This is a genomic window from Parashewanella tropica (genome assembly GCF_004358445.1).
In the GTDB taxonomy this organism is placed as follows: Bacteria; Pseudomonadota; Gammaproteobacteria; order Enterobacterales; family Shewanellaceae; genus Parashewanella; species Parashewanella tropica.
Map to the genome: position 1 here is coordinate 111606 of NZ_CP037951.1, position 21797 is coordinate 133402.

General features: G+C 44.9%; 14 protein-coding genes. 9 read left to right on the forward strand and 5 right to left on the reverse strand.

Annotation, left to right across the window (positions count from 1 at the left end; genetic code table 11):
* Positions 1 to 18 precede the first annotated feature (18 nt).
* From rpoB to E2H97_RS00520, 3 genes are all read left to right on the forward strand, one after another.
* The gene (rpoB, locus tag E2H97_RS00510; protein WP_133405306.1) at positions 19 to 4041 is read left to right on the forward strand and encodes a DNA-directed RNA polymerase subunit beta; all 4023 of its coding nucleotides are present in this window, start codon (positions 19 to 21) and stop codon (positions 4039 to 4041) included.
* Positions 4042 to 4123: 82 nt separating this feature from the next.
* Positions 4124 to 8329, forward strand: coding sequence for a DNA-directed RNA polymerase subunit beta' (rpoC, locus tag E2H97_RS00515; protein WP_133405307.1), 4206 nt, complete (start codon positions 4124 to 4126; stop codon positions 8327 to 8329).
* A gap of 144 nt (positions 8330 to 8473) precedes the next feature.
* Positions 8474 to 8953 carry a hypothetical protein gene (locus tag E2H97_RS00520; protein ID WP_133405308.1) on the forward strand — a complete coding sequence of 160 codons (480 nt, stop codon included), beginning with the start codon at positions 8474 to 8476 and terminating at the stop codon, positions 8951 to 8953.
* A 146-nt stretch (positions 8954 to 9099) separates the two neighbouring features.
* Here E2H97_RS00520 and E2H97_RS00525 read toward each other — a convergent pair whose 3' ends face one another.
* Positions 9100 to 9603: a hypothetical protein gene (locus tag E2H97_RS00525; protein WP_133405309.1), complete on the reverse strand. Its 504-nt coding sequence runs from the start codon at positions 9601 to 9603 to the stop codon at positions 9100 to 9102.
* Positions 9604 to 9825: 222 nt separating this feature from the next.
* On the opposite strand from E2H97_RS00525, the gene rpsL reads away from it, so the two are divergent.
* The 4 genes from rpsL (at position 9826) to tuf (ending at position 14288) form a co-directional block, all read left to right on the forward strand.
* Positions 9826 to 10200 (forward strand): 30S ribosomal protein S12, encoded by a 375-nt coding sequence (gene rpsL / locus E2H97_RS00530; RefSeq protein ID WP_121839259.1) that lies wholly within the window; start codon positions 9826 to 9828, stop codon positions 10198 to 10200.
* 81 nt (positions 10201 to 10281) lie between these two features.
* Positions 10282 to 10752 (forward strand): 30S ribosomal protein S7, encoded by a 471-nt coding sequence (gene rpsG / locus E2H97_RS00535; RefSeq protein ID WP_121839258.1) that lies wholly within the window; start codon positions 10282 to 10284, stop codon positions 10750 to 10752.
* 170 nt (positions 10753 to 10922) lie between these two features.
* Positions 10923 to 13019 carry an elongation factor G gene (gene fusA, locus E2H97_RS00540; RefSeq protein ID WP_133405310.1) on the forward strand — a complete coding sequence of 699 codons (2097 nt, stop codon included), beginning with the start codon at positions 10923 to 10925 and terminating at the stop codon, positions 13017 to 13019.
* A gap of 84 nt (positions 13020 to 13103) precedes the next feature.
* Positions 13104 to 14288 (forward strand): elongation factor Tu, encoded by a 1185-nt coding sequence (gene tuf / locus E2H97_RS00545; RefSeq protein WP_133405295.1) that lies wholly within the window; start codon positions 13104 to 13106, stop codon positions 14286 to 14288.
* A gap of 111 nt (positions 14289 to 14399) precedes the next feature.
* Here tuf and E2H97_RS00550 read toward each other — a convergent pair whose 3' ends face one another.
* Positions 14400 to 15719 (reverse strand): ankyrin repeat domain-containing protein, encoded by a 1320-nt coding sequence (locus E2H97_RS00550; RefSeq protein ID WP_133405311.1) that lies wholly within the window; start codon positions 15717 to 15719, stop codon positions 14400 to 14402.
* Between the two features lie 144 nt (positions 15720 to 15863).
* A complete protein-coding gene (locus tag E2H97_RS00555) occupies positions 15864 to 17987 on the reverse strand; it encodes an ankyrin repeat domain-containing protein (RefSeq protein ID WP_133405312.1) in 2124 nt (707 codons plus the stop codon).
* A 293-nt stretch (positions 17988 to 18280) separates the two neighbouring features.
* Here E2H97_RS00555 and E2H97_RS00560 point away from each other — a divergent pair, with 293 nt between their 5' ends.
* Positions 18281 to 18466 carry a hypothetical protein gene (locus tag E2H97_RS00560; RefSeq protein ID WP_133405313.1) on the forward strand — a complete coding sequence of 62 codons (186 nt, stop codon included), beginning with the start codon at positions 18281 to 18283 and terminating at the stop codon, positions 18464 to 18466.
* A 78-nt stretch (positions 18467 to 18544) separates the two neighbouring features.
* On the opposite strand, the gene E2H97_RS00565 is transcribed toward E2H97_RS00560, so the two are convergent.
* Positions 18545 to 20053 carry a leucyl aminopeptidase gene (locus tag E2H97_RS00565; RefSeq protein WP_133405314.1) on the reverse strand — a complete coding sequence of 503 codons (1509 nt, stop codon included), beginning with the start codon at positions 20051 to 20053 and terminating at the stop codon, positions 18545 to 18547.
* A 150-nt stretch (positions 20054 to 20203) separates the two neighbouring features.
* Between E2H97_RS00565 and E2H97_RS00570 the strand changes: the two genes are divergently transcribed.
* Positions 20204 to 20884 (forward strand): SDR family NAD(P)-dependent oxidoreductase, encoded by a 681-nt coding sequence (locus E2H97_RS00570; protein WP_170308214.1) that lies wholly within the window; start codon positions 20204 to 20206, stop codon positions 20882 to 20884.
* Here E2H97_RS00570 and E2H97_RS00575 read toward each other — a convergent pair.
* Positions 20881 to 21750, reverse strand: coding sequence for a LysR family transcriptional regulator (locus E2H97_RS00575; protein WP_133405316.1), 870 nt, complete (start codon positions 21748 to 21750; stop codon positions 20881 to 20883). The genes E2H97_RS00570 and E2H97_RS00575 overlap by 4 nt on opposite strands.
* Positions 21751 to 21797 lie beyond the last annotated feature (47 nt).

Consider the following 21797-nt stretch of genomic DNA (forward strand, 5'->3'; position numbering starts at 1 on the left):
TTAAATCAGAGGAACCCCATGGTTTACTCCTATTCTGAAAAGAAGCGTATCCGTAAAGATTTCGGTAAGCGTCCACAAGTGTTGGACATTCCGTATCTATTGTCTATTCAGTTAGACTCTTTTAAGAAATTCACCGATCAAGATCCAACTGGTGAGCGCGGCTTAGAAGCTGCATTCCGTAGCGTTTTTCCCATCAAGAGCTTCTCAGGTAACTCTGAGCTGCAATACGTAAGCTACACCTTAGGTGAGCCTGAATTTGATGTGAAAGAATGTCAGATCCGCGGTGTTACCTATTCTGCGCCATTGCGCGTGAAGCTGCGTTTGGTTCTGTATGATCGCGAAGCGGCTGCCGGCACGGTTAAAGACATCAAAGAGCAAGATGTCTACATGGGTGATATCCCATTAATGACCGGTAACGGTACTTTCGTTATCAACGGTACAGAGCGTGTGATCGTATCTCAGTTGCACCGTTCTCCTGGTGTATTCTTTGATCACGACCGTGGTAAAACCCACTCTTCAGGTAAGGTGCTTTATAATGCACGCGTTATTCCTTACCGTGGTTCATGGTTGGACTTTGAGTTCGATCCAAAAGATGCGTTATTCGTACGTATCGACCGTCGTCGTAAACTGCCTGCTACGATCATCCTTCGTGCATTAGAGTTCTCGACACAAGAAATCTTAGACTTATTCTTTGACAAAGTTCAGTTCAAAGTTAAGAAAGACTCATTAATGATGGAATTGGTTCCAGATCGCCTACGTGGTGAGACGGCAAGCTTTGACATCAAAGACGCAGAAGGTAGTGTACTGGTTGAAGCCGGTAAGCGTGTTACCGCTCGTCATATCCGCCAATTAGCTAAGACCAACACCACTGAGCTTGAAGTGCCAGTTGAATATATTGTTGGCAAGATTGCGGCACAAGATTACATCGATCCTGATACTGGCGAAGTATTGGTTTCAGCCAACGCTGAAATTAGCCTAGAAGACCTAGCGAATCTATCGCTTGCAGGTATTAAAGAAGTCGACACCCTATACATCAACGAGCTTGATGCTGGTGCGTACATTTCTGATACCTTGAAGCTGGATCCAACCGCTAACCGTCTAGAAGCATTGGTAGAAATCTACCGTATGATGCGCCCAGGCGAGCCACCAACCAAAGAAGCGGCAGAAGCCCTATTTGGTAACTTGTTCTTTAGTGCAGAACGTTATGACCTATCGAAAGTGGGTCGTATGAAGTTCAACCGTCGTCTAAGCATCGAAAACGAAGAAGGCGAAGGTACACTATCTAACGACGATATCGTTGCGGTAATGAAGAAAATCATTGAGATCCGTAACGGTGGCGATGAAGTGGACGATATCGACCACTTGGGTAACCGTCGTATTCGTTCTGTGGGCGAAATGGCAGAAAACCAATTCCGTGTTGGTCTAGTACGTGTTGAGCGTGCAGTACGTGAGCGTCTAAGTCTTGGTGATTTGGCTGAGCTTATGCCACAAGACTTGATCAACGCTAAGCCAATTTCAGCAGCGGTTAAAGAATTCTTTGGTTCTTCACAGCTGTCTCAGTTCATGGATCAAAACAACCCATTATCTGAGGTAACTCACAAGCGTCGTATCTCGGCATTAGGTCCTGGTGGTCTAACCCGTGAACGTGCTGGTTTTGAGGTTCGAGACGTACACCCGACTCACTATGGTCGTCTATGTCCGATTGAAACGCCTGAAGGTCCAAACATTGGTCTTATCAACTCGTTGGCATCATTCGCACGCACTAACCCATACGGTTTCCTAGAAACTCCGTATCGTAAAGTGACTGACGGTGTGATCACTGACGAAGTGGAATACCTATCGGCGATTGAAGAAGGTCGTTTTGTAATTGCACAGGCGAACATTGAAGTTGATACAGATGGCCGTCTAGTAGAAGAGCAAGTGGCGTGTCGTCACCGTGGTGAATCTACGTTTATGCCTGCTGACAAAGTAGAGTATATGGACGTATCGCCACAACAGATCATTTCTGTGGCAGCCTCTTTAATTCCATTCCTAGAACACGATGATGCGAACCGTGCATTGATGGGTGCGAACATGCAACGTCAAGCGGTACCAACGCTAGTAGCTGAAAAGCCACTTGTGGGTACTGGTATTGAGCGCACGCTAGCGGTTGACTCTGGTGTTGTTGTTGCAGCTACCCGTGGCGGTGTGGTTGATTACGTTGATGCTTCACGCATCGTGGTTAAGGTGAACGAAGCTGAACTTCAGCCAGGTGAAGCAGGTATTGATATCTATAACCTGACTAAGTACACCCGTTCGAACCAAAACACCTGTATCAACCAACGTCCATGTTGCTCAGTTGGCGATCCAGTGGTTCGTGGTGACGTTCTGGCTGACGGTCCATCGACTGACTTAGGTGATTTGGCGCTGGGTCAAAACATGCGTATCGCCTTCATGCCTTGGAATGGTTACAACTTTGAGGATTCGATCTTAATTTCTGAGCGCGTAGCGCAAGAAGACCGTTTCTCAACCATTCACATTCAAGAGCTTTCTTGTATCGCTCGTGACACTAAGCTAGGTAGCGAAGAGATCACGGCTGATATTCCAAACGTAGGTGAATCTGCACTGTCTAAGTTAGATGAGTCAGGTATCGTTTACATTGGTGCTGAAGTGAAAGGCGGTGACATCTTAGTGGGTAAAGTAACTCCTAAAGGTGAAACTCAGCTGACTCCAGAAGAAAAGCTTCTACGTGCTATCTTCGGTGAAAAAGCGTCTGACGTTAAAGACAGCTCGCTACGTGTACCTAACTCTGTAAAAGGTACCATCATCGACGTTCAAGTATTCACTCGTGACGGTGTTGAAAAAGACAAGCGTGCGATTGAAATTGAAGAAATGCACATGGCGCAAGCGCGTAAAGACTTGTCTGAAGAATTCCAAATTTTGGAAGAAGGCATTTTCGACCGTGCGCGTAACCTACTGAAAGGTGCTGGCGTAAACGTTGAAGGTGTTGCTGGTAAAGTACTTCTTGAAGAAGTGATCAGCGATGAAGGCAAGCAAACTGAGCTTGAGCAATTGGCTGAGCAGCACGCTGAGCTAAAAGCAGACTTCGAAAACCGTCTAGACATCAAGCGTCGTAAGATCTCTAAAGGTGATGATCTTGCTCCAGGCGTACTGAAGATCGTTAAGGTTTACCTAGCGGTTAAACGTACTATCCAGCCAGGTGACAAGATGGCAGGTCGTCACGGTAACAAAGGTGTTATCTCGAAGATTTGTCCAATCGAAGACATGCCATACGATGAGCACGGTAACCCTGTAGACATCGTATTGAACCCATTGGGTGTACCATCGCGTATGAACATCGGTCAGGTACTGGAAGTTCATATGGGTGCGGCAGCGAAAGGCATCGGTAACAAGATCAACGCTATGCTCGAAGAGCAGCGCGAGTTAGCCGAGCTTCGTGGTTACATCAAAGAAGTGTACGAGTTGGGTGAAGGCATTCAGCAGAAAGTCGACATCGACAGCTTCACTGATGACGAAGTTGTACGCCTAGCGAAACACTTGAAGACTGGTCTACCTATCGCGACTCCAGCATTTGATGGCGCGAAAGAGAAAGAGATCAAGCAAATGCTTGAACTTGCAGACTTGCCAGCTTCTGGTCAGGTAACCCTGTTTGATGGCCGTACCGGTAACGAGTTTGAGCGTCCTGTAACCGTGGGTTACATGTACATGCTGAAACTGAACCACTTGGTTGACGATAAGATGCACGCCCGTTCTACTGGTTCGTACAGTCTTGTTACTCAGCAGCCGCTTGGTGGTAAAGCACAATTCGGTGGTCAGCGTTTCGGTGAGATGGAAGTATGGGCACTGGAAGCATACGGTGCCGCTTACACGCTACAAGAAATGTTGACGGTTAAGTCGGATGACGTAAACGGTCGTACTCAGATGTATAAGAACATCGTCGACGGTAACCATCAGATGCAACCTGGTATGCCTGAGTCCTTCAACGTATTACTGAAGGAAATCCGTTCGCTTGGTATTAATATCGAGTTAGATCAGGAATAAACGATGGCCCAGCCGTCGTTTGGCTGAATGAATGGTGTCCTGCTATGCAGGGCACCCGGTTTAACTCCTTCAGGAGAGAAACGTGAAAGATTTATTAAAGTTTCTGAAACAACAGAACAAGACCGAAGAATTTGAAGGCATCAAAATTGGTTTGGCTTCGCCAGATCTGATCCGTTCTTGGTCATTTGGTGAAGTTAAAAAGCCAGAAACCATTAACTACCGTACCTTCAAACCAGAGCGTGAAGGTTTATTCTGTGCTCGTATTTTCGGTCCAGTAAAAGACTACGAATGTTTGTGTGGTAAGTACAAGCGTTTGAAGCACCGTGGTGTAATTTGTGAAAAGTGTGGCGTTGAAGTCACCCAGACTAAAGTACGCCGTGAGCGTATGGGTCACATTGAACTGGCAAGCCCAGTTGCCCACATTTGGTTCTTGAAGTCACTGCCATCTCGTATCGGTTTGATGCTAGATATGACGCTACGTGACATCGAGCGCGTACTGTACTTCGAATCATACGTTGTGACCGAAGGTGGCATGACCAGCCTTGAGCGCGGTCAAATGCTGACTGAAGAAGCATACCTTGATGCACTAGAAGAGTACGGTGATGAATTTGAAGCGAAAATGGGTGCAGAAGCGGTACTTGATCTGCTGCGCGCTATTGACGTTGAAAAAGACATTGAAGAAATGCGTGAAGAGTTGCCATCAATCAACTCTGAAACTCGCCGTAAGAAGATCACCAAGCGTCTTAAGCTGCTTGAAGCATTCCAAGTTTCTGGCAACAAGCCAGAGTGGATGATCTTAAAAGTACTACCGGTTCTTCCACCTGATCTACGTCCTCTAGTACCGCTAGATGGCGGTCGTTTTGCGACATCAGATCTGAACGACCTATACCGTCGTGTGATCAACCGTAACAACCGTTTGAAGCGTCTTCTTGACCTAGCGGCACCAGACATCATCGTACGTAACGAAAAACGTATGTTGCAAGAGTCTGTGGATGCGCTATTGGATAACGGTCGTCGTGGTCGTGCTATCACTGGTTCGAACAAGCGTCCTCTGAAATCTTTGGCAGACATGATCAAAGGTAAGCAAGGCCGTTTCCGTCAAAACCTTCTTGGTAAGCGTGTTGACTACTCTGGTCGTTCGGTAATTACCGTAGGCCCTACTCTGCGTCTACATCAATGTGGTCTTCCTAAGAAGATGGCACTTGAGCTATTCAAGCCATTCATCTACGGCAAGCTAGAAGGTCGTGGTCTAGCCACTACCATTAAAGCTGCGAAGAAGATGGTAGAGCGCGAAGTGGGTGAAGTTTGGGACGTTCTAGACGAAGTCATTCGTGAACACCCAGTGCTACTTAACCGTGCACCAACACTTCACAGACTGGGTATCCAAGCGTTTGAACCAGTACTTATCGAAGGTAAAGCAATCCAACTGCACCCATTGGTGTGTGCGGCGTATAACGCTGACTTCGATGGTGACCAAATGGCGGTTCACGTACCATTAACGCTAGAAGCGCAGCTTGAAGCGCGTGCGTTGATGATGTCAACCAACAACATTTTGTCGCCTGCAAACGGTGAACCTGTTATCACTCCATCGCAAGACGTGGTATTGGGTCTGTACTACACCAGCCGTGAGAAAATCAACGGTAAAGGTGAAGGTATGGCCTTCATGTCGACTGATGAAGTAGAAAAAGCATACGCGACTAAGTCTGTTGAACTGCACTCTCGTATTAAAGTGCGCATCACTGAAGTTGAGTTCGATGACGCAGGTGAAGAAGTTGAAACCACACGTATCGTAGATACCACTGTTGGTCGTGCGCTTCTGTCACAAATCTTGCCGAAAGGTCTGTCATTCGATTTAGTGAACCAAAACATGGGTAAGAAGCAAATTTCTAAGCTTCTAAACACTTGTTACCGTAAGCTAGGTCTTAAAGACTCAGTTATCTTCGCTGACCAATTAATGTACGCTGGTTTCCGCTACGCAACTCTATCTGGTGCGTCTGTGGGTATCGACGACATGGTTATTCCAGATGAGAAGTACACACTGGTTGCTGACGCTGAAGCCGAAGTACGCGAAATCCAAGAGCAGTTCCAATCTGGTCTGGTTACTGCGGGTGAGCGTTACAACAAAGTGATCGATATCTGGGCATCGGCTAACGAAAAAGTATCGAAAGCGATGATGGAGAATCTCTCGACTGAAACCGTGATTAACCGTGACGGTGAAGAAGAGAAGCAAGCGTCATTCAACAGCATCTACATGATGGCCGATTCAGGCGCTCGTGGTAGTGCGGCTCAGATCCGTCAGCTAGCGGGTATGCGTGGTCTGATGGCGAAACCGGATGGCTCTATCATCGAAACGCCGATTGTGGCGAACTTCCGTGAAGGTCTAAACGTACTTCAGTACTTCATCTCAACCCACGGTGCGCGTAAAGGTCTAGCCGATACCGCATTGAAGACAGCAAACTCGGGTTACCTAACTCGTCGTCTAGTAGACGTTGCTCAAGACTTGGTAGTGATTGAAGAAGACTGTGGCACTCACGAAGGTCTAGTAATGAAGCCGCTGATTGAAGGTGGTGACGTTGTTGAACCTCTACGTGAACGTGTTCTTGGTCGTGTGGTAGCACAAGATGTGTTCTACCCAGGTACTGAAAATGTACTTGCACCACGTAATACTCTGCTTGATGAAGCATGGTGTGACAAGTTAGAGCAAGAGTCTGTTGATGAAGTTATCGTTCGTTCGGTAATTAGCTGTGATACTGACTTCGGTGTATGTGCGAACTGTTACGGTCGTGATTTGGCGCGTGGTCATATCATCAACCAAGGTGAATCTATTGGTGTTGTTGCCGCTCAGTCAATCGGTGAGCCAGGAACGCAGCTTACGATGCGTACCTTCCACATCGGTGGTGCGGCATCTCGAGCATCTGCAGAGAACAACGTTCAAGTTAAGAACCCAGGTACTCTGAAACTGCACAATGCTAAATCTGTTACTAACAGTGAAGGCAAGCTGGTTATCGTATCTCGTTCATCTGAGCTTGCGATCATCGATGAGATGGGTCGTGAGAAAGAGCGTTATAAAGTGCCTTACGGTACCGTTCTTGAAGCACAAGAAGATGCGGCAATCGATGCGGGTCAAATCATCGCAAACTGGGATCCACATACTCACCCAATCATTTCTGAGGTGGCGGGTAAGATCAAGTTCGTTGACATGATTGAAGGCGTGACCATGAACCGTCAAACTGACGAGTTAACCGGTCTATCTTCTATCCAAATCATCGATGCGGCAGAACGTACTTCTGCGGGTAAAGAGTTACGTCCAATGGTACGCCTAGTCGATGCCAACGGTAACGACCTCATGATCCCAGGTACTGACGTTGTTGCTCAATACTTCCTACCAGGTAAAGCACTGGTTAACTTGGAAGATAACGATGATGTGAACGTTGGTGATGCATTAGCACGTATTCCACAAGAGTCATCGAAGACTCGCGATATTACCGGTGGTCTACCACGCGTAGCTGACTTGTTCGAAGCGCGTAAGCCAAAAGAGCCGGCAATTCTTGCAGAGATCTCAGGTACCATCGCATTTGGTAAAGAAACCAAAGGTAAGCGTCGTCTACAAATCACTCCAACCGAGGGTGGCGACACTTACGAAGAGATGATCCCTAAGTGGCGTAACCTGAACGTGTTCGAAGGTGAAAAAGTTCAGAAGGGTGAAGTGATCGCTGATGGTCCAGAAGCGGCACACGACATTCTTCGTCTACGTGGTATTCACCATGTGGCGAACTACATCGTCAACGAAGTTCAAGACGTATACCGTCTGCAAGGTGTGAAAATCAACGATAAGCACATCGAGGTGATCATTCGCCAGATGCTGCGTAAGTGTACTATCACATCAGCAGGTGATTCAGAGTTCCTACCAGGTGAGCAAGCGGAAGTATCTCGCGTTAAGATTGCTAACCGTGAACTTGAAGCACAAGGTAAAGCGCCTGCAACGTTTGAACGTGATCTATTAGGTATTACCAAAGCGTCGCTTGCGACTGAATCGTTCATCTCAGCGGCATCGTTCCAAGAAACGACCCGCGTATTGACCGAAGCAGCGGTTGGCGGTAAGTCTGATACGCTACGTGGTCTAAAAGAGAACGTGATCGTAGGTCGTCTGATCCCAGCGGGTACCGGTTATGCGTATCATCAGAACCGTAACCAAACGACTACCGAAGAAGAAACAGAAGTAGCACCAATCTCTGCCAGCGAAGCTGAGCAGAACTTGGCCGATCTTCTAAATCTTGCTGGTTCGTAATAACGATAATTAATATTACGTTGATTTTAAAAGGCGCCAATTGGCGCCTTTTTTGTACCTGAATGAAAAAACCTTAATTATTAATGGATTAGTGCAGGTGTTAAAATAATTCTATCAATTTACCTAAACTGAGATGGAGCAACAATGTCGAGCAAAGGTGTCGAGCAGACTCAAACAGCTACTCACGATAATTGGGCTGATACTAAAACAGTCCCTCAAGATGAAACTAAGACATTTCAGGCTGATGAAACTAAATCCAAATATAAGGTTCGATTATTTCGATTCGCAGAACTCGCGGCCAAGTTATTGAACTTTATGGAAGCGAGTCCCTTAATCTCTATTCCTATCGCTATTGGGCAGTGGTTTGGTGCTGTGGGTGTTTGGAATGTACTTCGATTTAGTGACACTGCGGCAGAACGATATTATGCAAGAAACCCTTCGCCAGAGACAGCTGCCACAAGCCACTTATTAGCAGAAGAGGTTAAATCAAGAGCTGAGTTAACATGGGTGAATAAGCTTGCGATGACACTGCATATATTTAATGATAATTTAGAATATAAACTCGTAGGTGAAGGTACTCGAGAGCTTTTTAATGAGTTTAACCCACGGCGACAGCGTAGATAGAGTGGTTACATTGTATTGTTCCTCTATAAATTGAGATAACCCGAACCTATCAATCACTACTAATAACGTGAGCCACTCTTGAATATTAAATCTTTACAATAAAAGGCGCCAACTGGCGCCTTTTATTGTAAAGAACATAAGAAATGTTATTGACCAAGTGTCGCCAACTTATAGATAGCCAATCCCGGTAACGCAGCTAAACTGGTCGCGGTAACTTTGGTAAAAAATTGGCAAAATTGTTGTCTCAAAGAAGGAATGGTATCGTCAGCACTTACTTTAAAAAAGTAATCAAGGCCCTCACTTACGGAAGTTACGAGCCCACTTTGAACAATAATCAAACCTAAGAACTCGCCCCCTTTGTTAGCTAAGGCATAAAGTTCATCACTTGTACTCAGAATTAAGCACGCAGGACCGGCATAATCGGCTACGCGAGCAAAAAATTGATAAATAGAACTATCGGCAAGGCCACATGGATTTTGTACTTCGATAAAATAGCGGGCTGAGCCAATGACTAACCCTGCAGCTGCCCCTTGAGGCCCCGCAATACTGCCGCCGACTATCATTGGTGTCGAAACATAATTGGCAAGACATAAGGTTTCTTTTGCTAAATTACTGCATGCCGAATGGTTCTCTATTGAAGCACCTGCCATTGTATTTCCTCAGATATTTCATTTTAAGAACTAGCAGCCTATCGCAAACTTTGACCGATAATGAGTTAATTATTTTTCACTTTATTGGAAAAATCATGAGAAAAACTGGCTAAATCTTGACAGTTAGGCATTTGCTTTCTAAAATTCCGCGTCCCACCATTGTGGGATATAGATTTTTCACACCTTATGTTGGGGAAACTCAACAGAAATTGGAGCTATTACATGGCAACTGTTAACCAGTTGGTACGTAAGCCTCGTAAGCCTAAAGTTGTTAAAACTAATGTGCCTGCGTTGGAAGCGTGCCCACAAAAGCGTGGTGTTTGTACTCGTGTTTACACTACTACACCTAAAAAACCTAACTCTGCACTACGTAAAGTAGCGCGTGTGCGTCTAACCAACGGTTTTGAAGTTACTTCATACATCGGTGGTGAAGGTCACAACCTTCAAGAGCACAGTGTTATCTTGATCCGTGGCGGTCGTGTTAAAGATTTGCCAGGTGTGCGTTATCACACCGTTCGTGGCGCATTAGACTGTGCAGGTGTTACTGCTCGTCGCCAAGGCCGTTCTAAGTACGGTGCTAAGCGTCCTAAGTCTTAACTTTCCGTTAAGTTAGTAAGGCCAAACTAAACAATTGTTATTCCAGTTTTGGAAACAACCTGAAGCATACGGAGAATAGTTATGCCAAGACGTCGCGTTGTAGGACAACGTAAAATCCTACCAGACCCAAAATTTAAAAGTGAGTTGTTGGCTAAGTTCATCAACGTACTAATGCAAGACGGCAAAAAGTCGGTTGCAGAAAAAATCATCTACAAGGCACTGGATGTTGTTGCTGATAAAAAAGGCGAAGAACACCTAGTTATCCTTGAAACTGCTCTGGAAAATGTTCGCCCAGCGGTAGAGGTTAAATCTCGCCGTGTTGGTGGTTCAACATACCAGGTTCCATGTGAAGTGCGTCCAGTTCGTCGTAATGCGTTAGCAATGCGTTGGTTGGTTGAAGCTGCACGTAAGCGTGGTGAAAAATCTATGGCTTTACGTCTAGCAGGTGAAATGCTAGATGCATCTGAAAACAAAGGTACTGCTGTTAAGAAGCGCGAAGACGTGCATCGTATGGCAGAAGCAAACAAAGCGTTTGCTCATTACCGCTGGTAATGACTTTGTGTGTGAGCCTTCGGGCTCACATCGGTTTGGCATGGCAACATGCCAATTCGCAATGATGTTAAATTTGAAAAAGCAATTACACTGTCTCATTAGCGTCATTTCGAATTGGTATAAAACCAAAAATAAATAACCCTAAGAGGGTCAAATAAGAGGATTTTTTCGTGGCTCGTAACACTCCTATTGAGCGCTATCGTAACATCGGTATCTGCGCTCACGTAGATGCGGGTAAGACCACTACCACAGAGCGTGTCTTGTTTTACACAGGCTTGTCCCACAAAATCGGTGAAGTGCACGATGGTGCCGCGACCATGGACTGGATGGAACAAGAGCAAGAACGTGGTATCACCATCACTTCTGCCGCTACCACCACTTTCTGGCGTGGTATGGACGGTCAATTCACTGAGCATCGCATCAATATCATTGATACTCCTGGACACGTTGACTTCACCATTGAAGTAGAACGCTCTCTGCGCGTGCTAGATGGCGCTGTAGTCGTCTTTTGTGGATCATCAGGGGTAGAGCCTCAATCTGAAACGGTTTGGCGTCAGGCGGACAAATACGGCGTGCCACGCATGGTGTTTGTTAACAAGATGGACCGTGCAGGTGCTGATTTTGACCGTGTGGTGGATCAAATCCGCAATCGTTTGGGCGCGAACTGCGTACCTATCCAGTTGAACATCGGCGCTGAAGACGACTTCAAAGGCGTTATCGATCTTATTAAGATGAAAGCCATCAACTGGAATGAAGCCGATCAAGGCACCACCTTCACTTACGAAGACATTCCAGCTGAATTGCAAGATAAAGCCGAAGAAATGCGTGAGTACTTGGTGGAGTCTGCGGCTGAAGCCAATGAAGAATTGATGGATAAGTACCTTGAAGAAGGTGACTTAACCGAAGAAGAAATCAAAACGGCCTTACGTCAACGCACCATCAACAACGAAATCGTTTTGGCTACCTGTGGTAGTGCCTTTAAAAACAAAGGTGTTCAAGCGGTATTGGATGCAGTTGTTGACTTCCTTCCTGCTCCGATTGATGTCCCTGCGATTAAAGGTGTTGACGATCGTGACCGTGAGGTTGAGCGTCATTCAGACGACAAAGAGCCATTTTCTGCATTAGCATTCAAAATTGCGACTGACCCATTTGTGGGTACGTTAACCTTTATGCGTGTGTACTCTGGTGTGCTCGAAACCGGCGCTATGGTGTACAACTCGGTTAAAGAGAAGAAAGAACGTATCGGTCGTATCGTACAAATGCACGCCAATGATCGCCAAGAGCTGAAAGAAGTTCGCGCCGGTGACATTGCCGCTGCCATTGGTCTAAAAGAAGTGACCACGGGTGATACGCTGTGTGATCATCAACACAAAGTGATCTTGGAGCGTATGGAGTTCCCAGATCCAGTGATCACCATTGCAGTTGAGCCTCGCTCGAAAGCTGACCAAGAAAAAATGGCGATTGCACTGCAAAAGCTGGCGGCTGAAGATCCATCGTTCCGTGTAGAAACGGATCAAGAGTCAGGTCAAACTTTGATTTCAGGTATGGGTGAACTGCACCTTGATATCATCGTTGATCGTATGCGCCGTGAATTTAAAGTAGAATGTAACGTTGGTAAGCCACAAGTGGCGTACCGCGAAACCATTAAGAACACCGTTGAAGTCGAAGGTAAGTTCGTACGTCAATCCGGTGGTCGTGGTCAGTTTGGTCACGTATGGTTGAAACTTGAGCCGCAAGAGCAGGGTTCAGGTTATGAATTCGTCAACGAAATTGTGGGTGGTGTGGTTCCTCGTGAATACATTCCTGCCGTTGACAAAGGTATCCAAGAACAGATGAAGAGCGGTGTATTAGCCGGCTTCCCTGTGTTGGACGTGAAGGTCACTTTGTACGATGGGTCATACCATGATGTAGACTCCAACGAAATGGCTTTCAAGATTGCTGGTTCCATGGGCTTCAAAAAAGGTGCGCTTGAAGCGTCGCCTGTGTTGCTCGAACCATGCATGAAGGTAGAAGTAACTACCCCAGAAGAGTACATGGGTGATGTTGTCGGTGACTTAAACCGTCGCCGCGGCTTAATCGAAGGTATGGATGACGGCGTGGCCGGCATCAAGATCGTTCGCTCCGTAGTGCCTCTATCTGAAATGTTTGGTTATGCGACCGACTTGCGTTCCGCTACTCAAGGTCGTGCTTCTTACTCTATGGAGTTCTTGAAGTACACCGAAGCGCCGCAAAACATTGCAAAAGCGATGATGGAAGCTCGAGGCTAAGCTTTCGAGTTCCAACACATTTATCTTATGACTTAAGCCGTCCTATCGCGAGTGGTAGGACTCCTGAAAGAAAAGGAATATAAAGTGGCTAAAGAAAAATTTGAACGTAGCAAACCGCACGTTAACGTTGGTACTATCGGTCACGTTGACCACGGTAAAACTACCCTAACAGCAGCTATCTCACACGTACTGACTAAAGCTTTTGGTGGTGAGACAAAAGATTTCGCACAAATCGATAACGCTCCAGAAGAGCGTGAGCGCGGTATTACGATTAATACTTCTCACATCGAATATGACACTGAGACTCGTCACTACGCACACGTAGACTGCCCAGGTCACGCGGATTATGTTAAAAACATGATCACTGGTGCTGCACAGATGGACGGCGCTATCCTAGTAGTAGCTTCTACTGACGGTCCAATGCCACAAACTCGTGAGCACATCCTACTTTCTCGTCAGGTAGGTGTACCTTACATCATCGTATTCATGAACAAGTGTGACATGGTAGATGATGAAGAGCTTCTAGAGCTTGTAGAAATGGAAGTACGTGAACTTCTATCTGAATACGAATTCCCAGGTGATGACCTACCAGTTATCCAAGGTTCTGCACTAGGCGCACTAAACGGTGAAGCACAGTGGGAAGAGAAAATTCTTGAGCTAGCAAACGCTCTAGACACTTACATCCCAGAGCCAGAGCGTGCAATCGACGGTGCGTTCATTCTTCCAATCGAAGACGTATTCTCAATCCAAGGCCGTGGTACTGTTGTAACGGGTCGTGTTGAGCGCGGTATCATCAAAGTTGGTGACGAAGTAGAAATCGTAGGTATCAAAGATACGACTATGACTACTTGTACTGGTGTTGAAATGTTCCGTAAGCTGCTTGACGAAGGTCGTGCAGGTGAGAACTGTGGTATCCTACTACGTGGTACTAAGCGTGACGAAGTTGAGCGTGGTCAAGTACTAGCACAGCCTGGTTCTATCACTCCACACACTACTTTCGAATCAGAAGTATACGTACTTTCGAAAGAAGAAGGTGGACGTCACACTCCATTCTTCAAAGGTTACCGTCCACAGTTCTACTTCCGTACAACTGACGTAACTGGTACTATCGAGCTACCAGAAGGCGTAGAAATGGTAATGCCAGGTGACAACATCAAGATGGTTGTTACTCTAATCTGCCCAATCGCGATGGACGAAGGTCTACGCTTCGCAATCCGTGAAGGTGGTCGTACAGTTGGTGCTGGTGTTGTAGCTAAAATCGTTGAGTAATATCAACATTTAGTCAAACACAGAAAAAGGTCGCTGAGGCGGCCTTTTTTGTATCCAAATTTCGACCTTTAGCGAAGGTTTAGCTATATCATCAACATCTTCAAACATTTCTTAAGTAATGTCTGATCTGAAAAGCGAGGTTTCAGCATAAATTGGCAGTGCCACTTCTTTTATAAAGTTAAACTGCTGGGGGATCAAGTAGCCTTTTTCCGCTGCAAAATGCCAAGCTACGATTTCTATTATACGAATTTCATCCGTTACATGCTTTGCTAATTGTTCGATAAATACGAGGACATTTTCCTTTGCTTGATGAGCAAAGGCATATTGCCATGGGGTAAAGCCCAAATGATCTTTTACGTCTATACGTTCGCCTTGATCAAAAAGTACTGTTATCGCCTCAGGGGGAATGTGTTGACTAAGTGCGGCATAATGAAGAGGAGTTTTTCCACTGCTGTCTTTCTCATTAGGCCTAATGGCAGAACACTGTAATAACTCGTTTTCTAGATGAGTTGCGCTTTTTTTTACATGGCAACAGTGTATTTTCTTATGCTTAGTGTTGGCTGATGAATCTCGTCGTTTCAAAATGGACGATTGATTGTTGTCAAAGTGATTAAGTTTATAGTCCAGTATTTGAGTTCGTGCCGTAATGAGTGCTTGACGAAACTGACACCTACGAGAACTGTTCTGGCTTACAATAGGAACTAGCGATGTTCCCTGAGCTGAAGATGTTTTGTCAGTGGCTGTTTTTTCTGCCATTTCCCCATAATTTCTTTTAGCTTGATGGGGAAGCAATTTTGTCAAAATTGGTTGGCCTGGTTGTGATGGATAACCAGGAAGTAACAGCTTAATATCACTTGGGGGCTGTGTGCTTATCGGCGTATTTCTAATCTGTGGAACATTGCTTGTAAGGACAGCTTTGGAGCTTCGGCATTGAGCATGTAAGACATGATGTTCATTTGTATGCTGCCCTGGTGACGCTGTTGGGCGAATTTCAGGTTTTAAATCAAAATACTCAAATATATTCGTTCGTGCGCGGGGAGGAGCAGCTTCATACTCTAAATCCATCACACCTTCGAGTTTCCTTTGTTGTTGAACGGCTTTAAGTTCATTTATGTGCCGCCATTTTCTCTCTTCGTGAACTCTTTGGTGTGCCGCTGTTACCTCATAAGAAGAGAGTATTGACTTATGATCTTCATTGGCAGTTGGGTTTGAAACAACGTTCTGAGCCGCCAAAATCTGCGCTTGAGGGCTACCAAAATAAGTAGAGTCATACATCAAATTTTCTTGATGAAAACGTTCGAGTTGTGCAAGCTTTTGAGCTTCTTCTAAAGAAGGGGGAGCAGCGAGTTGTTGTCGAATCCCGTCACCATATATAACGCCGTATTGGTAATGGGTGTCGTTACCATAAGTAGCTGCTGGTCGACTAGCCATAGGCATGACCTTGTTGGTTATTGGAAGATAAAATTAAGACAATGCTGTGTACGGGTTGCGATGTAAAAATACTTTGTTAGTAATCGATATAAAGATCACATTAATTTATCTTCATGGTGTCTAATTTAGATACAGCACCAAATGTTATTGTTCAGCAGCAGGGATTAAATGTGACACTTTATCTCTTAAATCCTCTGGTAAGTACTCAGTAGCTTTATACTCGACTAACCAAGCGGTAAGCCGTATGAGTTGCTTGGTATTTACAAAATCATCGGGCTTTAAGGAATCAATCATTATCTTAGCGGAACCACGGTGGCCGTTTATCAAGGCCATATGAATGGGGGAGTGCTGGTTATTGTTTTTGCAAAGTACTTCGGCACCACTATCAACAAGTAACTGAACCATATCTTGAGAAGTGCTAGACATTACAGCGTAATGAAGTGGTGTATTGCCAAATACGTCACGTTTGTCAATATCTACCCTGTGATCTTTCAATAACCAAAATACTTGGCTGTTATTGTGCCTCGCTGCAATATGTAACGGGGATATACCCACGTAAGTCGAGGCGTTTGCATCGGCACCATGGGATAATAATAATTTAACCATTGAACTTGAATGTTCATGAGGGTGACAAGCCGTGTGGATTGGCAGTTGTGCTGTTTTAGCAGGAAAGGAAACTGGGTACCCTTGCTCTAAGAACTCTTGTACTCTCTGCACATCTCTGGTGTTGATGAATTCTAAATACCGCCTTATTTGTGAATTAGTAAACCCTGATTCGAGCCCTTGTAGTTTGTCTTTTTGAGTTAAGGCTTTATTTGCTGCAGCAAGCTCACTTTGATAAAGCTTTTTCAGTTGCTTGTCAGTGGCAAAGGTTGCAGTGACTGTACCTTGCAGTGTTTTAAGAGATTCAGGAAGTGGTATCTTTCGCTTTGATGCTTTAAGCCAAGCCAGAAGTTTTACTTTTTCCTCTGTTGGTATGTTGTCTTTGGAATCGATGTTATTAACCAGATAGCGAATGGTTTCTGTTGAAGCATTCGGTTGAGCAATACATAGCTGCCACGGCGCCTCCCCTTGTAAATTACAAATGGCAGGGTTAGCTCCCCAACTGAGCAACTGAAGAAGCACACTTTCTGGAATTTCAGTGCCATTGACAAATAAATAATGTAAAGGTGTGTTTCCTTTTTTATCTTGGCAATTGGGATTCACTTTTTCGGTTTTGAGCAGGTGGATTAACATAGCTTGCTGTAGTAGCGAATATTGAGTCGTTTGACCGACTGCTTCAGTAAGGCTGTGTAAAGGTGTTTTCCAGTCTGGCGCAAGGGGTAAGTTGGCACAGGCACCTTGGCGGAGTAAGCTTTTAAACTTGGCAAACTCACCTTTTGCCACTGTGCCGTGGATATTCTCAGACATAGTTGTATCAGAAGGAAGCTGGCCTTTTATTGTTTGGAGCCGTTGTAGCTCTTCTTGGAAGGCTTCTAGTGCTCTGTCATCTGCATATGATGCTGAGCACGGTCTGCTGTTTACAGCACTGCTTGTTGCAGAGGAGGAGGCTGAACTTGAATCTCCTTGATTAAATTGCTCTGACTGAGAACGTGTCATGCCTTTGAAGACTTCACCTGTGTGACTTGTTCCCACGGCAGCAGATAGAGGTCTTAACGGCGTGCGTTTCAGATCTGTTGACTTCCTTCTGAGATGCATTAAGGATAGTTTTTTTGTTTCAAACAACTCAGGTTTGGCTTGCTTAAGTGCTTGGGTTTCAGCTTGGAACTCTTCAGAAGTTTGCCTTGTATCAAGGCCAATTGTTGGTATTAAAGGGGGAACTAAACTGATATTGTCATCATCTTCAGAATCTGACACAACGCCACCCGTTGGCTTTAGAGGGGCAACTAAAGCATCTTCATCCGAGCTTGATGTCGCACTGGAACTAGAATTATGACTTGTCGTGGATTCCTCATCATCGGAGCTTGATGAAAGCTTTGACATAAAAGAGGTCATTGAGGTTATTGTCGAAGTAGAGTACTTTGAACGGGAAGTCGGTTTATGCTCTGTGGGTTGATGTGAAAATTCATGAAAAGAGCGTTGGGTTCCAGGTTGTTTAGTGCTACTTTTTTGTAGATGATAATCTCGTGAACCGCTTTGTTGGCCCTGGACTTTTACGTGCGATGGGAGAGGTTCACTGCTTGCGGAATTGTATTCTTGTAATTGACTTCGAAAATATTGAAGTTGATTAGGTGTTGGGGTAGCAACTCTTTCATTTTTACCAGCCATTTTATCTCCCGACAGCGTCAGATGGAGTGCATTAATATCAGCACTGAACAACGGAATATACAGATTGACTTATAAAACATCAGGTTAACACTCTACTTTCCATTAGTGACTAAAGCACATTAATTTTCTTTAATGATTCAGAATGCTAATAAAAGTTGTATCGGACACGGTATCAGTGATGATTAGTTGATAGGGTAATAAAAAAACTAATTGGGAATGGCCTCTAGTTACCTTGTTTGGCACTCTACTGCCAATTGCGAGTTGTTGTGTTTTTTAGATCATGGAGAAATAAGATGTTTTGGAAAATCATAGGTGTTTTATTACTAGGCTGGGCAGGTTGGGATTTGTATCATGGCTATACCTATCTTTATAGTATTGTATATCGCGACCAAGAGCCGACTTTATATTGGGTTGGCGTTTCTGTTTGGGCCTTATTGGGAATTAGCTGCTTTTTTTCTTGGGATTCAAAATCGGAATAACTCTATTTACTCACCAGTAAGCAATAACAAAAAAGAGCGCCACAGCGCTCTTCTCTTTTATGGATACAAACAATGGCGTTATTTGTTATTCAAAATCCATTCAGTTAGCAATCTTACGCCATAACCAGTGCCACCTTTTGGCACTTCACCTTTTGATGAGCTGGCTAAGGCATTACCCGCGATATCAATGTGTGCCCATTTGGTGTCGCCTGCAAATTGCTGTAAAAAAGTTGCCGCTGTGGTTGCACCTGGGCCACTTGAGCCTGTGTTACGTAAATCAGCGATGCCGCTCTTAAGGGCGCTCTTGTAGCCTAAAGGTAGACGCCATAAGTTTTCGTTGACTTCTTTGCCTGCCATGGTGAGCTGGTTAACTAAGTTATCATCTTCAGAAAATACGGCGGCGTATTCATTACCAACAGCACGGACTTTAGAACCCGTAAGCGTAGCAACATCAATCAATACACTTGGCTTGAATTTTTCACGGGCATACCACATAGCATCAGACAGCACCAAACGACCTTCGGCATCGGTATTGGTAATTTCTACGGTTAAGCCTTCGGCTGTGGTCAGTACATCACCTGGGGCTACAGAGGTTTCAGATACCATGTTAGCCGCCATGCCCATAACCGCGACTACGTTGACCTTTTCTTTACCCATGGCTAAGGCTTTTACCGTGCCTAAAGCTGCGGCGGCACCAGCCATATCCGATTTCATGTGTACGATAGAGCTGTGGGTTTTGATGTTGTAACCGCCTGAGTCAAAGGTAATACCTTTACCCGCAATGGCAATTGGTGCTTCATCACTGTTTTTATAATGCGCTACCACTAAGCGAGAGCCTTCCGCGCTACCTCGACCAACCGCTTCTAATGCACCCATTCCCAATTTTTTGAGTTGCTTAGGGTTAAGCACAGTGATTTTTACGCCGTATTTTTTTAGCTCTTTAGCGGCTTTAGCAAAATCAACAGGCGTCATTTCCGTTGGTGTTTCGCTGGTTAAATCACGGGCTAAGAACACGCCGCTTTCAATGTAAGTTAATGGCTTGTATGCATTAACAGCGGCTTTGCCATTGTTAACATCAAAGTAGAAGGATTTATCGGCGCGTTTTTGTTTGTAATACTGTTCAAAGCGGTATGCGCGAAGATTAATACCGTGCGCAATTTGAGCAGCCGTTTCAGCATTATTGGCTAAGTCATCAGCGGCTACCGTGACCGTTTTGATTTGTTTTTGCTCTAACTTACCTGAAAGGTTACCCCCAAGCTTAGTCGCTTGGCTTTTTGATAAAGCTTTATCACCAGTACCAATGATGACTACTCGTTGGTAGTTAATATTGTTTGGCGCTAAGATTTCAACGGTACTGCTGTAGCTCCCTTTGAAATCCGCCGCTTTTAGAGCTTTGCTTAATTGACCATTTGTTTGCTTATCAAAGTCAGCGAATTGGGTATTTTCACGCTTTTCACCGTAAAAAATTACCAGTGTATCTGTATCTTTTTTTACTTGAGTCTCAAATGTGATGGACTCTGCGAATGAGAATGTCGAAGCCGTTACCAGTGACAAACCCAATGCAATTCTTGAGAGCTTAGCAATCATAAGTTGTACCTTACTTTTTTCGTGTTTATTAGGGCACGCCCTAGAATGAGGTGAACTTAAATTAATGCGACCTAGTTCACAAGTCTTAAGTTAAGAATTTTTTGTAAGGCAATATAATTGCAGTGAAACAATACCACTACAGAGATGTTCATGAGTTATTACATTATTACGGGCGCCACAGGTGGGTTAGGCCGCGCTTTGGCACATTACTTGGCTAAGCTAGGTAAGCGTTTGTTATTGGTAGGGCGCAATCAAGCTAAACTCGAAGCCTTATTGGCAGAATTAGAGAACGCTAACAATGAGATGTATGTAGCCGATCTGACTAAAGCTGAAGAGGTTAATGCATTAAAAAGCTATACACTTGACGCTTTGGGCATTCCAAAAGTACTGATCAATTGTGCAGGGCATGGCCTATTTGGGTCGTTATCCAACTTGGATGATGATGAGATTTCAGCCAGTTTAGAGCAAAACTTATTGTCTGTAATTTATCCTTGTAAGGCTTTTGTGGATTCAATGAAAACGTCTGATGGCATGATCATTAATGTTATGTCTACGGCAGCGCAAAAAGGTAAAGCCAATGAAACCGTGTATTGTGCTGCCAAATGGGGCGTGCGAGGGTTCACTGAAGCCCTACGTGAAGAAGTAAAGTCTTCAAAAATTCGAGTTGTAGGGGTTTACCCTGCTGGCATGAATACCGATTTTTGGCAGCAAACGGGCGTAGATTATCCTGTTGATACGTTTATGAGTGCTGAGCAGGCGGCAGAACTGATTGTTCCGGCGTTAGAGAGTTGCGAGCAAGGCTACGTGTCAGATATTGTGCTTAATCGCTAAATCAAATTTTTGATCACATGTTCATAAAAAGCGGCGACTTTTTTGCTGTTACGTAAATCACGATGGTAGACAAACCATAAACTGTCGAGCTGATCAGGCACTTGAAATGGGGTTTCTACCAATTGTGGCATTTCTTTGGCAATTTCCATCCCCACAACACCCAGCCCCATCCCTCCGGCAATGGCGTGGGCAATATCTGAAAAGTGGTTGGATTGATAGACTTCTCGCTCCAAAGGGATATGGGGCAAAATGGTTTTGAAAATAGAGATATTGCGTTTGAAGCCTGTAGGCATGATCCAATCGTAATGTTGTAAATCGGCAATGGAGTTTGGCAGCCCTTGTTTTACGGCAATGTCTTTATGAGCATAAATTTTCAGTTCAGTAGCACGTATGGGTTTTACTACGACATCGCTGCTTTGAGGTTTACTGCCGGGGCGAATCGCTACATGAACCGTGCCGTTTTCAAGTGGAATAACGGCGTCGGTGGCGAGCATAGTAACTCTTAACTGAGGGTGAGCCTGTCTTAATGACTTAATGGCAGGATGTAAGCGAATGGCATAAGTGGGCACGGTAGTGATCACAATATTGCCACTGAGTTCATTCGAGGCATTGTGGATCTGATTCTCCAAACGCTTAAAATGATGCTGTATATGGGGAAACTCTTTTAAAAACACTTGCCCAGCTTCTGTTAATTGGTAGCCTCGCTGGTGGCGAAAAAACAATTTAACCCCTAACTTCTCTTCTAGACGGTCAATGTGCCTCAATACTGTGCTATGAGCGAGCCTAAGATGTTTTGCCGCTTGGCTTAAACTGCCAGACTCTGCTACCGCAAAAGCACTTTTGTAATCATCCCATAGCACATCCATAAAAGTTCCTAAATCACTCCGTCTATTTATGCACAATAGTTTTTCAT